This is a genomic window from Draconibacterium sediminis, from assembly GCF_000949475.1.
Lineage (GTDB): Bacteria > Bacteroidota > Bacteroidia > Bacteroidales > Prolixibacteraceae > Draconibacterium > Draconibacterium sediminis.
In genome coordinates, this window is the sequence record NZ_JRHC01000002.1 from 1 (window position 1) to 15,684 (window position 15,684).

The window sequence follows — 15,684 nt, forward strand, 5'->3', positions numbered from 1 at the left end:
CCCAGATTTGCTGTTGGTGCCTCTTCTGTTGCTTTTACAAACTTCGATCTCGGACCTTCATTTCCTGAAGCATCGTAAGCTGAAACTGCAAAATAATAAGTTGTATCCTTTAAAAGGCCAGAAATAATCCTGGAAGTATCATTCCCTAAGATAATCGGCGATTCCTCTCCATAAACAGTATGTACTCCATCGTAAGGAGACAAAGTATCTGTATCATAGTAGATAATATATCCTGCAATATCTTCCTCCTGATTTTGTTTCCATTTCAAGGTGACAAAACTGGTATCTTGTACTGCAGAATAAATAATTGGTTGATTAGGAGCAATTGTATCGTAATAAATTACCTCTGCGAATGCATTAGCCGACCCCACAACACTTTCCACTCTTATTTCACCAATTGCAGCCAAATGACTCGATCTAATTTGAAAATTGATTTCGCCATTTACAGAAGGTATTTGAATACCTTCTGTTGACGTATCAACATCGGTTGTTAAGACTGTCCCATGAGATAATCCAACTGTAAATAATGTTCCATCGGCAACTATTGAAGAATCGTTGTTCATTATTAAACTGCTTGTAATAGACGAGACTGAAACGCTATCTGCATAAATGCTATCCGGTGTTGAATACAGACCAAACTCTCCATATGGCATGGATGGGGCGAGTGTAAACAACCCTAATTGTTCCACCGGGGCTGTTACTGAATGATCCACCAAATCAACAACTCCACCAACATACACCCATTTTTTATTTGCCTTGTCCTCATAATACATACCCAAGGTATTTTCATCAATATCGCCTAATTCTGACGGGTCATATTTTATGCACATGTAAGCTGTGTCTAACAATATCGTTCCATATGGTTCAAACTGGTAAAAACCTCCAATTCCATATTGCATTCCATAAATTTCTTGCGCAAGTGCACGTTTTTGTTCAACAATATCTTTAACTCTCGATGATATATTAGCTGATTTTAAATCGGGGGCTCCCCCATACCAAGACCAGGATGTTACAGAGATTGAGTCTAATTCTGTTGGGATAGCTTCATCCGGGAGGTTAATAAATGATCCGTTATCACTCAACAATACCTCTGTCATCGCACTTTTTACACTACTGGTGCTACTTTCACGTCTAAATATCCAGGCAAAATCTCCCATTAGTGATCTCACCACAATTGGGGTTTCATTAATAGTTTTTTCCATTAGCACCTTATAGTCAATTGAAGTCGAGGGTATTGGTTGATTAAATTCTTCATTTTTATATTTTTTGAACCAGTTCCATTTCCCTGCCTCTATGATCATTGATTTTCCTTCTTTTATTTCAGTTCCAGCCCCAATATTTGCATCCAGTCCAGGAAGCGCTGCATCAAACTCTATTGTAAAATCCTCTGAATTAGTATATTCACTCCTTTGTATTGAATATGTTACCTGAATATTTTTAGTATCATTAACTAATTGAAAGAAGTTCTCAAGGAGATCACTAAATGTATTAGCTGCAACTTTAATATCAATTCCGCTAAGGCTTGACTGACTCAATTGAGTTAATTCAATTATTCTATTTTTATAATTAGCGATGAACTGGTCAAGTTCATCACCTGAAACAACATATTCAACTTCTTCATCCCAATCATTCATTAAATGCTTACTTAATAAAGTAAGTTTATATTCCTTTGTAGAGTTTAATAGGGAGTAGTCTTGAACATCTGTAATTTTCAATCCATACCTCATATTCCTATCAAATTCATAAAATCTTCCCCTGAGTTCAGGAGGTAATACATTCAAGTCAAACTTCACACCTGCACCAGCTTCAATGGTAAACTCTCCTGAAAAACTAAGTGAGTTTTCCACTTGATTTTTCAGATGATTAAAATTAAACATTAACTCAGCACTGGCTTCTGCACCTAATTCAGCTCCAACAGACATTCTTACATCTTTTCCATAATCATATCCTGCAAAAGCTTCCGCACTTCCTCCATACGCTACTTCTAATCCAACGGCGTCTGAAACAATTCTTTCAGCTAATTCAACATCATCATTTAACCACGTCTCACACAATATAAGCAACCGAATTAATGTATTATCTAATGCTGTATAAGCACCATTCGCCATAAGTATATATTTTACCACTGCCTGAATATCATTGTCGCTTTCGTAAGGGAAATTGTGTTCATCCTGTAATATTCCAGTAAAAGAAAAGCCAGTTCCAGCTTTTGCTATAGCTCCAGCTTCAACTGATCCTATTTTTGCTTTTACACCGACAGCAGGAGTGCTAAAACCGGCTTTTTCCGCACCGGCACGTGCTTGACGTGTTACATCAACGGTTGTTGGAGATTGTGATATTGATTCATCGATATTAAGTTTTATTAGACCTCCATACTCCAACTTAACATTTTCGATCCCTAATTGCAAAAAATGTCCCCCAAGTCCTATAAAACTATTAACATCAAAATACCTTGTATACGCTTTAGAAATTATTTTAGTATTAAAACCAATTGGAAGATCTAACTCTACACCCTGTATTGTTCTTATCAAATAATCAGATTCAGCTCCAGGCAGTCCATTCCCAATTTCATTACTATGTATCTCTATATCAACTATTCCTTTTTCATCAGACTTAAATACATGCGAATAATTCTCACCAACTACTTCAACGGGAACCAACGACAAAGGATTGCCATTGTAGTTATTTACAACCTGATAATACCTGTGCAAAATACCACCTTGCATTGTGGTTGATATATCAGGATTCGGATTCGGAACAATGTTCTGAATTATATATTCAATCGGGATAGGTGTCAATTCAATGTTAATATTTTTCAGAGGATCAAATTCAGGAACATGAATATTCAAAATATCGAATGTTTCGTATTGTCCTGACATAACAGTCAAATTATAACCATATCCATACGGTACCTTCAACAAATATTTACCAGATGCATCTGATGGTGCCGATTCATAATCAAGAGTTTTAACAATAACACCTTCTACTGGTAATCCTGTGGATTTATTTTTTATAATGCCGGTAATTATTCCCTGATCTGGTTTAACAATTACGTTTAACTTTTCGGAAAAAACTGGATATGTTGTTTTTCCATCAGGTGCAAGTAATCCTGCATTCGAGATATGTACTTCTTCGTATCCGGGTTCTTTAGAATAGAATTTGATGTAAAATAAATTCTTTGGATAACCAGTGGATACACCAGTGGTTGTGTTCAACCTTGTTATTCCAACCACTGCCTTCCCATTAACATTGTCAATATCTTGTAAAAAGATTGTATTTGTTTCCCCTCCTTCATTTAAAAATTCTCCTTCTCTGATAGAAACAATTTCAAGAATATCCGGATCATAATTAACATCAAACGAAACAGCAAATAGATCTTCCACATCTTCAACCTGAACTGCAGTTTCGTATGATTCCTCAGGAAATACTTTAACTTCCTCTGGTGAGAATGATACAGTTGAGTGTTCATCATCAATAAAAACCTGTACAGAACAAGAATTAGTTGTTGAACCATAATTCGTCTCTCCATTCGATCCAATCAATCCGGTATTATTTAGCAGCAAAGATGTGTAACCGGCATTATTCGCCTTTAAATTAAGTGTTAGTAAGGTATTTGTAGATGAAGAAGATACACCGCTTGCAGGAGTAGTCATTCTTGATACTGCAACAATGCATTTTCCAGTAGAATTGTCGATAGATTTTAAAAATGTAGTTAAAGCGCTTCCATTCTCATTTAAAAAATCACCTTCAGTTACGCCTAAAATGGTCACAATTGCAGGATCAAATAAGATTTCGGTTGTAAATGTCATTAAATCGCTAACCGGGCCTATATTTATATCCATCGCGAATGTCTCAAGTGGCTCTAACTGAAGAGTAGAAGGATTTAGAGTAACGCTTACTGATTCCGATACTGCATTCCCTGAAATATTAGTGCTTTTTGTTGAATCAACATCTTCGCTACTGTCAAATGTTAATATTTCATATGAGTTGATGATTGAATCTATATTTCTTTTTGCAATGCCATCTAAAGGAAATATAAGACCTATTATCAGACAGGTTAACAATCCGCTTACAATTTTATGATGATTAGAATAAGTTTTCATTTTTGATTTGCTTTTATAATAAAACAAGTATATTTAAACTCTTAAATGACAGTATTTTACTATCTATTTAACCTACTTACCCTGTAATATCATCTTTTTTGTGATAACAGCATTTCCATTAGCAAGCGTGTAATAATAAATTCCTTCGGGCAACCTATATCCTTTGTCACCAAATCGGTTATATTCATACGAATATTCTCCCTGTTCGAGAAACTCGTTAACAAGAACTTTTACTTCCTGCCCAACAGAATTATATAGAGCCAATCTTACATTGTCTGAATTGCCCGTCGGTACTCTAAACTTAATCCGTGTTGTATTAGAGAATGGATTAGGATAATTCTGCGAAAGCGACAAAATACCAGGTTCATCACTGTAATCCACCCCTGTTGTCAAATCTACATTTAGGTCATTGGTATTCAGGCCCATTCTTGTTGTTCCATTCATTGCCAGTAAACCTGAATCAGAAAATTTGAATGAAAGTGGAAGTTTTATTTCCTTCGATTGGAATATTAATTCGCAAACAGTTCCCGAGCCATTGATTCCATTGATGGTGTTGTCAAGGCTGGCTAATCCAATAACAGCCGATCCGTTATCCTGATCAATTGTTGACATAAATGCCATCTCCCCCATATTGTCCAGATTATTGTATTTTTTTATTTCCACTAATTCAAACATTTCTCTGTCATAATTAACATGGAATGCCAATCCGATAGCTTCTGCTATTTCTTCTGCATTCACAAAAACTGAAAATTCAGAGTTGCTTTTAATCTGCTCAATATCTGCTTCAAGAGACAAAATGGCTTGATGTTCTGACTTTAATTGACTTAAAGCGTAAAAAGGATGTGAATAACTCGATTTTAAGGTTGTCTGTCCAAAATAGGTGGCAAAAATAGCCAGGTCGAAACCATCAATTAAAGTGGAAGCATCCAGGTCACATAATTCATTCCAGTTACTGCTCTCTGGATCAGAGCCAAAAGCGACAGCCAGTTCTGCAAGATCGAACCCATTAACATTTCCATCAGTATTGAAATCAGCCGGAATAATTAGATATGGTGGTTCTTCCAACAAAAACGGATCATACTCTACAATACCTTTGGTCCCATTATCGTAATAATCATAAACTTTATCAGCAATTAATCCAAGATCGGTATAGAACCAGTAATTATTTGTAGCATCAATGGTAGCAGTTGTATTATTGTATAAGTCATATTCCTCATTATAACAAATGGAGGATTCCTTTATCTGCAGACTTGAACCGGCATTGTTTACATATAAACCCGAAAGACCGTTATTTTTAATAAATACGCTCTGCAAAACTGAATTTCCTGCTCCTTGAAAATATATTCCATGACCTCCATTTCCAGTAGATGATAAATTCAGGAAATCGTTATTTATTGCACTGGCCATATATATTCCAGTGTTTATATTATTACTTATTTGGCTATTTTTTAAACTTGCATTAAAAGTTCCACTCCCCTTTCGAAAATAAATTCCGTAATAAATATTATCATGAACTTTCAGATTTTCTATGTTCAGATTCATTGTGTAAGCAGAAGAATATCCATCATAATAAAAATAAGCCGCAGCATAATTAAAATCAGGGTAATTACCACAATTATAAATTTCTCCACCAGTTATATTTATCGTTGAACTGTTACTATTAGCATAAGAACAATAAATCCCATACTTCTGTATATCGTGTATCGTAAAATTCTCCAGGTTTATCGAAGAATACCAACCAATTACTACTCCACGAACACACTCCGAAACATCAAAATCGGATAATATATAATCATTCAGAACCGTTACCCCATCTGTCAGCTTCGATACCTCCCAGTTCGATATACGGTATAGGTCCGGATATAGAGATACTGTTGGATTGAGCTTAACGTAACCCTGGTAGTCACTCGTTGACGATCGGAAAATAATCGGATTCGTATCCGTACCCCGGGCATCTATTAATCCGTTAACCTGGAAATTAAAATCTCCGGCAAACTCTACTACAACTCCAGGATCAATTACCCAGGAATCAGTTGTCTGCGAATAATAATCCCCCACAACTGTATATGCTGTTCCCGCTGTCAAGTGCTGGTCACCCATAAATTTTCCCTGGAGCATATGTGTGGTCGCATCACCCCCTTCACTGGTCAGGTATGGGGCAAAACTAACATCACCGTAATTCATCCCATTAATCGAAACACCATCGGTGGTATCCCACCAGTTCAGCGTAGCATCAATTGCTACATTATTGGAATAAATAGCATATGGGCCACTATTGAAAAATGAAGACTGTTTAATATTGGCATTAAAAGTTCCACTCCCCTTTCGAAAATAAATTCCGTAATAAATATTATCATGAACTTTCAGATTTTCTATGTTCAGATTCATTGTGTAAGCAGAAGAATATCCATCATAATAAAAATAAGCCGCAGCATAATTAAAATCAGGGTAATTACCACAATTATAAATTTCTCCACCAGTTATATTTATCGTTGAACTGTTACTATTAGCATAAGAACAATAAATCCCATACTTCTGTATATCGTGTATCGTAAAATTCTCCAGGTTTATCGAAGAATACCAACCAATTACTACTCCACGAACACACTCCGAAACATCAAAATCGGATAATATATAATCATTCAGAACCGTTACCCCATCTGTCAGCTTCGATACCTCCCAGTTCGATATACGGTATAGGTCCGGATATAGAGATACTGTTGGATTGAGCTTAACGTAACCCTGGTAGTCACTCGTTGCCGATCGGAAAATAATCGGATTCGTATCCGTACCCCGGGCATCTATTAATCCGTTAACCTGGAAATTAAAATCTCCGGCAAACTCTACTACAACTCCAGGATCAATTACCCAGGAATCAGTTGTCTGCGAATAATAATCCCCCACAACTGTATATGCTGTTCCCGCTGTCAAGTGCTGGTCACCCATAAATTTTCCCTGGAGCATATGTGTGGTCGCATCACCCCCTTCACTGGTCAGGTATGGGGCAAAACTAACATCACCGTAATTCATCCCATTAATCGAAACACCATCGGTGGTATCCCACCAGTTCAGCGTAGCATCAATTGCTACATTATTGGAATAAATAGCATATGGGCCACTATTGAAAAATGAAGACTATTTAATATTGGCATTAAAAGTTCCACTCCCCTTTCGAAAATAAATTCCGTAATAAATATTATCATGAACTTTCAGATTTTCTATGTTCAGATTCATTGTGTAAGCAGAAGAATATCCATCATAATAAAAATAAGCCGCAGCATAATTAAAATCAGGGTAATTACCACAATTATAAATTTCTCCACCAGTTATATTTATCGTTGAACTGTTACTATTAGCATAAGAACAATAAATCCCATACTTCTGTATATCGTGTATCGTAAAATTCTCCAGGTTTATCGAAGAATACCAACCAATTACTACTCCACGAACACACTCCGAAACATCAAAATCGGATAATATATAATCATTCAGAACCGTTACCCCATCTGTCAGCTTCGATACCTCCCAGTTCGATATACGGTATAGGTCCGGATATAGAGATACTGTTGGGTTGAGTTTGATATAACCCTGGTAGTCACTCGTTGCCGATCGGAAAATAATCGGATTCGTATCCGTACCCCTGGCATCTATTGATCCGTTCACCTGAAAACTAAAATCTCCGGCAAACTCTACTACAACTCCCGGATCAATGTTTAGCTCTCCATTAAAAGTGACATCGCCTGTTATCATATAAGGGCTGTTGGCAACAGTTAAATTGACAATAGCATCATTAACTCCTATTAAATCAGTAGCGAAACTCTGAACAGAAAAAATTAAGAAAATGGTTAGACATGGAATTGTGCGAACAAACAAGTTCGAAATTGATGAGGAACGTTTCATTTTATTGTTCATTTTAGGTTGATACATCTATATGAGTCATTTTATATAAATAACACAACAGTCCGCATTCACTACATATGTGTGAATACGACACAGATTATTTCAATTCTGAATCCGGAAATTGTTTGGCTTTAAAGAAAAATTGGATTGATTGTGTGTTGTATTTAATTTTTGATTCCTTATTTTTTATCAATCCGTTTGTAATATAAAAAAGGTTCTTCGCAAATACTATTAGATTGATTCTAAATAACTAAACATTCGGTTGAAATATATATGTTTTCCCAAAATGAAAAGGATTTCGGTAATATATCTTAGAATCTTGATTAGTAAGCGAATCTTAAAATTTTTTAATCATATTTCAGCTTACTTGATTTATTATATAATTGTTTAGATACGATTCGAATGGCATGCAGATAAAAGGTCAGGATAGTGGTAGTCATTTGAAAATTCGTGTATCCTTATATTAATTTGATGATTTCAGGATTGGGATTGAATTGAATATACAAATTATGAAATACTCAAAAATTAGTTCATTCAACTAAATACACCTTAAAAGTATAAAGATCAATCTTAAGATATTAATATCTCCTTCCCAACCTATATAAAAATAGATTACGTTGTTATCCATGTAATTTTTCTGTTCTTTGAAATAAACCAAAATTTTCAATAATGTATTTCTATTTTCAATGTAGGTAATTCTACAAGATTCAAAAATTGTGTATCTTTGCATATAATAAGGCTCTGGAAAGTGTACAAATTAGGCACATTTGTTACCATTTTGTTACCCATCATTTTTCAAAGTCTTATTATTTTTTGACTATCAATTAGTTAAGACTTCTATGGGGCTGACTGGTTTTGACAGCGGGTAGAAGAGACAGGTAAGCATGTCGGGTTTTGGTTGTTGACCCGTTAAAAATAATGATCAAAACCATAATTGGCGAAAATAATTACGCTCTTGCTGCGTAATCTAACAATTTAGATTACACTTAATTCCGAAACAAGGTTTTGGAACAAGACATCGCCCGGATGCTAATGCTTTGAAGCGGTCCGATCAGGCGGTGCAAATAAATCGAAGCTAGCATAAACGAGGCTCTGGCGTTTTTGCGAAATTAAAAGAGATAAGGTAGTAGTTGGTGGCTTTGATCCGGCTGCTATTCGAAAATTAAGTCAGAGATAAACATGTAGAAAGCTTGTAGCTTCCTCGTTTGGACGCGGGTTCGACTCCCGCCAGCTCCACCCAACGGGGGATTTCATCAAATTTGTTGTAATCCCCTTTTTTGTATCCTCTCAAATCCCTTGCTATTTCAGGGATTAAGGTAAAAAAGGTATTGATTCTTGCTGTTCGAACTCGATCCAATTCTCGGTTGTAGTAAATTCCTTCTGGGAATAAAAGATTTTGAAAAATCTTCTTCCCGTTTAAGTCGCTGGAGTCCCACAGTTTCATAGGGTTCCGACATAAATCAACCGCATAATTCACTACTTTTTTAAGGTTCGAACTATATCCACCAACTTTATTTAATTCTTGTTCAATTGCAAAACATTCCTTTTCGTATTTATTTCTAAATTTATCGTATAAAGTTCGATCTATTTCACCAATAACGAAACGTTCTTCAATAGCATCTACCCTCCTTCTTGTTTCTGTCAATCTCAATTTTAACGCCCTGGCATCATCTAATTGATTTTTGAAGAAACCCGTCATTTGCTCTTCCAGTTGAACTTTAATAATAGAAGTCGTGTCGGCATCAACTTGGAACATGTTTAATACGTTACGAAATAGATCATGCATAGTTTTTGCACTTCTATTTACATTACATCCTCTTGTTCTACATTTATAATAATATAATTCGTTCTTTTTTACCTTATAGCCTGTAATTGAACTACCACATTTTTCACACTTTGCAAACACCTTTAAAGGCAGGTTTTCACTATCCATATCATGAACAAAGCCATGCACACGTTTCTCATTTCTGATATCATTTGCTTCCAAAAATAATTTCTTTGAGATAAGTGGAGTATGTTTGCCTTCTACTACCTGATCAGGAATAAGCTTGCTTACAATCAAGCCACAATAAAAAGGATTAGTAAATAGCTCATGTAGTTTCTTATCAGAGATATTTACTCCAAGTTTTTGAAGTTTTCGTACAATTTCAATATTAGGCAATTCATGGTATGCTTTCCATTCAAATGCTTTTTTGAGAATTTTTCCCTCTTTATTAATGATAATTTGGCGTTCGGTGGCTTTACTTCCCTTATTTAAAACGTCATAACCACGAGGTGGTTTCCAAACCCAATAGCCTTTCATTAGCATTTCACGCATGCCGGTAACAACCTTATCGCGCCTGAGTTCATTATCCATTTGCCCAAACAGAAATAGTATTTTTTGCTGGAAAGAACCTGACGGTGTAGTCGGGTCAAGCTCTTGAGTTGTAGCTAAAGTTATTACGCCGTACTTTTTCAGCAGTTCATCGGCAATAGATGCACCGTTGATTCCGGAACGAGAAAATCTTTCGTAGGAATAAACAATCACATAGCTGATATTTTTTGATCTCTTTACAAAGGTTAACATCCGGTTAAACTCTTTCCGGTCATCGGTTTTTGCTGATTCGTAAGTACCTCCAAAATAGCCAACCACGTTTAAGTCACGTTTGTTCGCATACGCCTCACAAAATCTTTTTTGTGAGGCAAGGCTGGTGTTATCTTCTTGGTCTGCTGATGATACACGTGTGTAAATTACAGCATTGTTTCCCTCATGAAATTTCTTTGGAGCTTGTGGAGCAAATTGTTTAAACAGGCTTAAATCATTCATGGCTTGAAGAATTTTATATTGGACAGGGATAATAATCTTTGAAAATTACAAAAATATCCAATACCGGTGCAGTTATTTTTTCAACATGAAAGCTTTTAATATCAGTAAAGCAATCGTTTCCGAATCTTTCATAAGCTTCTCATATCCATCAGAAGTCAAATGTTTATACTTAGGTATAGAGCGGATTTTTTCCAAAGGGAGCCTCTTTTTCACCCTTGCTGTTGCTTCTTCTATATTTCTATTTTCGTTTTCCTGCATTGTTTAATATGACCATTTTACATCATGGCTATTGAGTCATATCAAACGTATACAATATCTAGTCGATCGTGAAAATCTGTGGTTGTGTGGCAGTTTGAGGCTCTTTATGTCTTTGAAAAGTATAAAAATTCCCCTGAGACTTAAAAGTTTGTAGTTATTCTGAAAAAACAATATTCCCTAATCATCTCTTATAACATTACTTCCAACACCCTTATTTATTAGATAAATAACAAGGATGAATCTTATTATGACATTACTGCCTTTGATCGACAGCCGAAAACAGCGATCACAACGAAACAGAATAGAGGTAAAACAAATGAAAAATTAACCGCCGGTAATCCAATCACAGTTCCCATATCGATGATCGCGCCTTGCAGTGGAGGCATGATGGCTCCCCCGACAATGGCCATAACGAGTCCGGCTGCTCCCAAGGTTGCATCTTCTCCCACATCGGCTAGTGCAATGCCGTAAATTGTAGGGAACATCAATGACATAAAGGCCGAAGTCGCAATCAAACAATACAAGCCGGTCTGGCCTACAATGAAAATAGTTCCCAATAAAGTAATCACGCCGCCCAAAGCAAAAATCATTAGAAGCCTGTGAGAATCAACATATTTCATCAGGAATGTGCTGATAAAGCGACTTCCCAAAAAGATACTCATGGCAACGATGTTGTACATTTGAGCGGTAGACTTATCAATTTCCAGATTATCAGCATACTGAATAATGAAAGTCCAGCACATGATCTGGGCAGCAACGTAAAACATCTGAGTAACTACTCCTTCTCGGTAAATCTTATTGGCAAGCAACCTTTTCAAGGAATGAATCGGATGTATGTTATTTGAATGGCCGATAGGCGGCATTTTTACCAAAGCAATTACGACAAACATTAATAGAACCACCAAGCCCAATATAACATACGGATCTCGGATAACCATCAAGTCGTTCGTCTTAATGGCAGCTTTTGTTGCTTCATCAAGGGATGGAAATATCAAGTCTCCGGCTGCATTTCGCTTATCGGATTCCAAGGCAGCTAAAACGATTCTAGAAGCCACAAACATTCCCAACAAAGATCCCATAGGATTAAAAGCTTGAGCCAAATTCAATCTCCGGGTTGCTGTTTTTTCACTTCCCAACGACAAAATAAAAGGGTTGGCTGTGGTTTCGAGAAAAGCCAATCCAAAAGTCAGGACATAAAGCGAAGCCAGGAAAAATCCGAATGCCTGAAATTGAGCAGCCGGATAAAATAACAATGCCCCGATTGCGTACAAAGTTAAACCTAACAGAATCGCTTTCTTATAACTAAACCGTTGTACAAATAAAGCTGCCGGAATGGCCATAGTTGCATACCCTCCGTAAAAAGCAAACTGCACCAACGAAGCCTTTGCATTCGAAATCTCCATTACGGTTTTAAAAGCTGCAACCATGGGATTTGTGATATCGTTGGCAAATCCCCAAAGGGCAAACAGGCTGGTTATTAAAACGAAGGGAACAAAATATCTTTTCTCGACCAATGAATCATTCATCTATTTACAATTTAAATTTATTTGATAAACAACATATTACGACACACATTTACCAGATAAGCAAATAAACCGGGCCAGTATTTTCTTCAGTGGCATAAAAGACCAGTTTTTTACCGACTGGACCTGCCGAACAACCAGTACAGTCGTTCGAAGTTGTCCGTCGCTGCTGCATAATGTCTAAACTGATTTGGGGATCGTCGTCAATATTGCTGATATCTAGAATATCACAGTCGTCAATATTACGTAAAGACGACGTTACCTTTTTACCACCTGGCTGAAACAATCCGTTAAGGTTTTGCATAAGACCGGTCTTTGCAAAAGCAAATCCCTCTGGTAGACTGTATTTTTCGTCGGAATCGACAACATTGTTGATGAATTTTTCGTTGCCGGTCATATCTGAAACCGGAACTGCAGTTGGATTAACAAACAGATTGTTGTTCAGTATTGAATTTTGGGGCTTAGAATCGCCTTCGCCTCCCAGTTTCATGGATCCGGATGACACAAACGTATTGTTTGCGATGACAATATGGGACAATGGATCGGCCTGATGGTTTACCAGCCAAATGGAAAAACGGTCGCCGGTATCGAAATAGTTGTTATACACCATTTGGTTTTGCCCTTCTTTAATCCGAAGCCCGGCACCACCTAGAAAAAAATTGCCGTAAACGACATTGTCTTTACCATGCCTAAGTGTAAAATGTGATTCGCCATTGTCAATGAAAGTGTTGTAACGGTAAACATTTTCACGGGATTTAGACGAAATGATCTCGCCATCGCCGTTGCATTTCGTAAAATAGCAATATTCGACAAGGGTCCTGCTGATGAATTTCGACTGATAACTGTAGCCAATGCGCAAAGCCTCGATACCATAATCGCCCCCGGCATTGGGCGGTGCCGTGTGATTCTTGAACGAGCAATACCGGATGACATTGTATCCGGGATGTGCTTCCGAAGCCTCAATTTCAACAACCGAACTCTGGATGTCTTCCGGCTTTTTCTCAAAATTGCAGCGAATAATTAAATTGTGCTTCGCTTCGGGCTTCACATCCAGATAATAATGGGAATGGAAATTCGAAAAATTCAAATTTTCAAGCGTATTGTAATTTCCAGAAACATCGAGAATGTTGTTTTTTGTTTTTCCATCTTTAAACTGAAATCCAGAAAAAACAACCGAATCGGCCTTGAGTTTTAAAAAAGAATTTCCGGTAAAAATGACTGATCCCGGATTTTCAGCACAAAACACAATTCCGTTCTTTTCAACTTCGATCTGAATATCCAGATAAGTTCCGCTTTGCCAAATGACCGAATCGCCTTTTTGAGCCGATTTGTGTGCAGCTAAAAAACCTTCAGTAGTCTTAACTAGCCATGATGCTGCATATGATGGCATGATCATCACTGTCAGTAACAGTGAAAATAAGTAACTTTTCACGTTCAACCTTATATTAATATCTTTCATTTATTAAAGTGATCTAGACTAAAAAGCTCTATTTTGTAATAAATTTTACCGCTTCCTGAGGTACACGTTTGCCACAAGTCTGAGCATGTTGAACTTTCCAGTCAGTATTCTTTTTCAATGCAATATTGTCTGAGCCTTCCCCCTCAACACGTAACATGGTTAACGAATTTGCCTTGGTATCTACCGATTTAACGGTTGCACCATCTACATTTTCAAACCGTATGATTTCCTCATTTCCGGTTGTTCCCGGAAGTTCCAATCCATCAAGAGTCACATGTTTCCCATCTTCACACACAATGGCAGGTCGCAAATCATTCGAATCAAGGGTGAAACGGATATTAGTTAATTTCAATCCGTTGACGTGACGGGCCCATACTCCATAAGCAGGAATCGTTGGCCCAAAGGTTTTCACTTCCGGGTATTTATCGATGGCCTCGGCTACTGGATGCCGGGCGTCTTCAAGTGTTCCTCCCCCGGCCAATGAAATTTCGATATCTTCCAGCGTCAGGTTGATGATGTCGTGACCGGGAACTCCCGTGATCAAAATTCCCGAGGGTGGTTTCAACTGAGCCTCAGCCGAAGCTTTTGCTTTCACATTGCGGATAACAACGTTCTCAAGCGTTCCGGTCGGTTGTTGTATGTCCTGTCCTTTTCGGAAAACGCTCAGGCGTGAGCCCAGACGGAAAAGTATCGGGGTTCGTACATTGTCCATCGTTATCTCCGAAATTTCAACGTTTCGCAGGTGTGCTCCATCAACGGTAAGGAGTTTAATGCCTCCATTTTTGGTATCATAAATATAGCAGTCAGATATACTAATGTCTTCAAAATTTGCCATTGATTCAGTTCCCATCTTTATACCAGCCTGATTACTTTTCAGTCTCATACCAGTTACTTGAATATCCTTACAAGCCATTTTACTCCAGGTTGTTTTAAACACCAAAGCATCATCCCCACTGACTACATCACAATTTTCTATTCGGACATGTTGGCATCCGTCTATACCTATTCCGTCATTGTGTGCAACACCAACACTGTTAATCTTCAGGTCACGGATTTGGATATGTGTACTTTGGGAATAATGAGAAGTCCAGGCGCCAGCAAACTTCAAGCTTACACCACTGACTGAAACACCTGAACAACGGACAATACGAAGTAGAAAAGGACGGTCCCCCCAACGTTTTCCTTCCGAGCGTGTGTCGGTCTGTATTTGTTTTTCCTTGATCGCTTTTCCCCGGCCATCAATTGTTCCTTCACCTTCAACTGCAATATTCCGGGCATCAACGGCAACCACCAACGCCCAACCCACATCAATCCCCAAGCCTTCAGTGAATGGATCGATATTTTTGTAATCTTTCAAATCCAGACTTCCAATCAACTCTGCTCCCTGATCAAGGTGGAGCGTCACATTGTCTTTGAGGATGATTGTGCCGGTAATAAATTTCCCGGATGGAACAATCACTTTTCCACCTCCACTATCAAAACACTGATCGATGGCTTTTTGAATCGCATTTGAATTCAGGGTAATGCTGTCTCCCACAGCTCCGTAGTTTATGATATTGAAGTCCTCAGCTTTCGCATTTATCCCTGATGAAACTAAAAAAAGTATACTTAGTATTCGCAGTAAATCATTCATTC

The 15,684-nt window shown here is 37.4% G+C and carries 7 protein-coding genes, 1 other RNA gene and 1 pseudogene; 1 reads left to right on the forward strand and 8 read right to left on the reverse strand.

Annotated elements, in window-relative coordinates; all coding sequences use genetic code 11:
* The 3 genes from LH29_RS10025 to LH29_RS10035 form a co-directional block, all read right to left on the reverse strand.
* Window positions 1–4,103, reverse strand: a 4,103-nt coding sequence (locus LH29_RS10025; protein ID WP_045029236.1) for a cohesin domain-containing protein, incomplete at its 3' end; no start/stop codon positions are given.
* 72 nt (window positions 4,104–4,175) lie between these two features.
* On the reverse strand, window positions 4,176–7,133 hold the full coding sequence (locus LH29_RS10030) for a right-handed parallel beta-helix repeat-containing protein (RefSeq protein WP_045029239.1): 2,958 nt from the start codon (window positions 7,131–7,133) through the stop codon (window positions 4,176–4,178).
* Window positions 7,134–7,238: 105 nt separating this feature from the next.
* A complete protein-coding gene (locus tag LH29_RS10035) occupies window positions 7,239–8,003 on the reverse strand; it encodes a right-handed parallel beta-helix repeat-containing protein (protein WP_157493656.1) in 765 nt (254 codons plus the stop codon).
* Between the two features lie 841 nt (window positions 8,004–8,844).
* Here LH29_RS10035 and ssrA point away from each other — a divergent pair.
* Window positions 8,845–9,242, forward strand: a transfer-messenger RNA (tmRNA) gene (ssrA, locus tag LH29_RS24270).
* 733 nt (window positions 9,243–9,975) lie between these two features.
* Here the strand turns inward: ssrA and LH29_RS25095 are convergent.
* The 5 genes and pseudogenes from LH29_RS25095 to LH29_RS10065 form a co-directional block, all read right to left on the reverse strand.
* Window positions 9,976–10,809 (reverse strand): annotated as a pseudogene (locus LH29_RS25095) (recombinase family protein); the annotation flags it as partial.
* Window positions 10,810–10,881: 72 nt separating this feature from the next.
* Window positions 10,882–11,067, reverse strand: a complete 186-nt coding sequence (locus tag LH29_RS10050) for a hypothetical protein (protein ID WP_045029249.1) — start codon at window positions 11,065–11,067, stop codon at window positions 10,882–10,884.
* 245 nt (window positions 11,068–11,312) lie between these two features.
* Window positions 11,313–12,593, reverse strand: a complete 1,281-nt coding sequence (gene fucP / locus LH29_RS10055) for an L-fucose:H+ symporter permease (RefSeq protein WP_045029252.1) — start codon at window positions 12,591–12,593, stop codon at window positions 11,313–11,315.
* Between the two features lie 49 nt (window positions 12,594–12,642).
* Window positions 12,643–13,980, reverse strand: coding sequence for a polysaccharide lyase 6 family protein (locus LH29_RS10060; protein ID WP_198152418.1), 1,338 nt, complete (start codon window positions 13,978–13,980; stop codon window positions 12,643–12,645).
* Window positions 13,981–14,077: 97 nt separating this feature from the next.
* Window positions 14,078–15,682 carry a glycoside hydrolase family 28 protein gene (locus LH29_RS10065; RefSeq protein WP_082063561.1) on the reverse strand — a complete coding sequence of 535 codons (1,605 nt, stop codon included), beginning with the start codon at window positions 15,680–15,682 and terminating at the stop codon, window positions 14,078–14,080.
* Between the last annotated feature and the right edge of the window lie 2 nt (window positions 15,683–15,684).

Excerpts from the sequence above, each read along its gene's own strand:
- LH29_RS10030 (WP_045029239.1), bottom strand. The coding sequence starts at position 7,133 with ATGAATTACGGTGATGTTAGTTTTGCCCCATACCTGACCAGTGAAGGG.
- LH29_RS10035 (WP_157493656.1), bottom strand. The coding sequence starts at position 8,003 with ATGAAACGTTCCTCATCAATTTCGAACTTGTTTGTTCGCACAATTCCA.
- LH29_RS10050 (WP_045029249.1), bottom strand. The coding sequence starts at position 11,067 with ATGCAGGAAAACGAAAATAGAAATATAGAAGAAGCAACAGCAAGGGTG.
- fucP (WP_045029252.1), bottom strand. The coding sequence starts at position 12,593 with ATGAATGATTCATTGGTCGAGAAAAGATATTTTGTTCCCTTCGTTTTA.
- LH29_RS10060 (WP_198152418.1), bottom strand. The coding sequence starts at position 13,980 with ATGCCATCATATGCAGCATCATGGCTAGTTAAGACTACTGAAGGTTTT.
- LH29_RS10065 (WP_082063561.1), bottom strand. The coding sequence starts at position 15,682 with ATGAATGATTTACTGCGAATACTAAGTATACTTTTTTTAGTTTCATCA.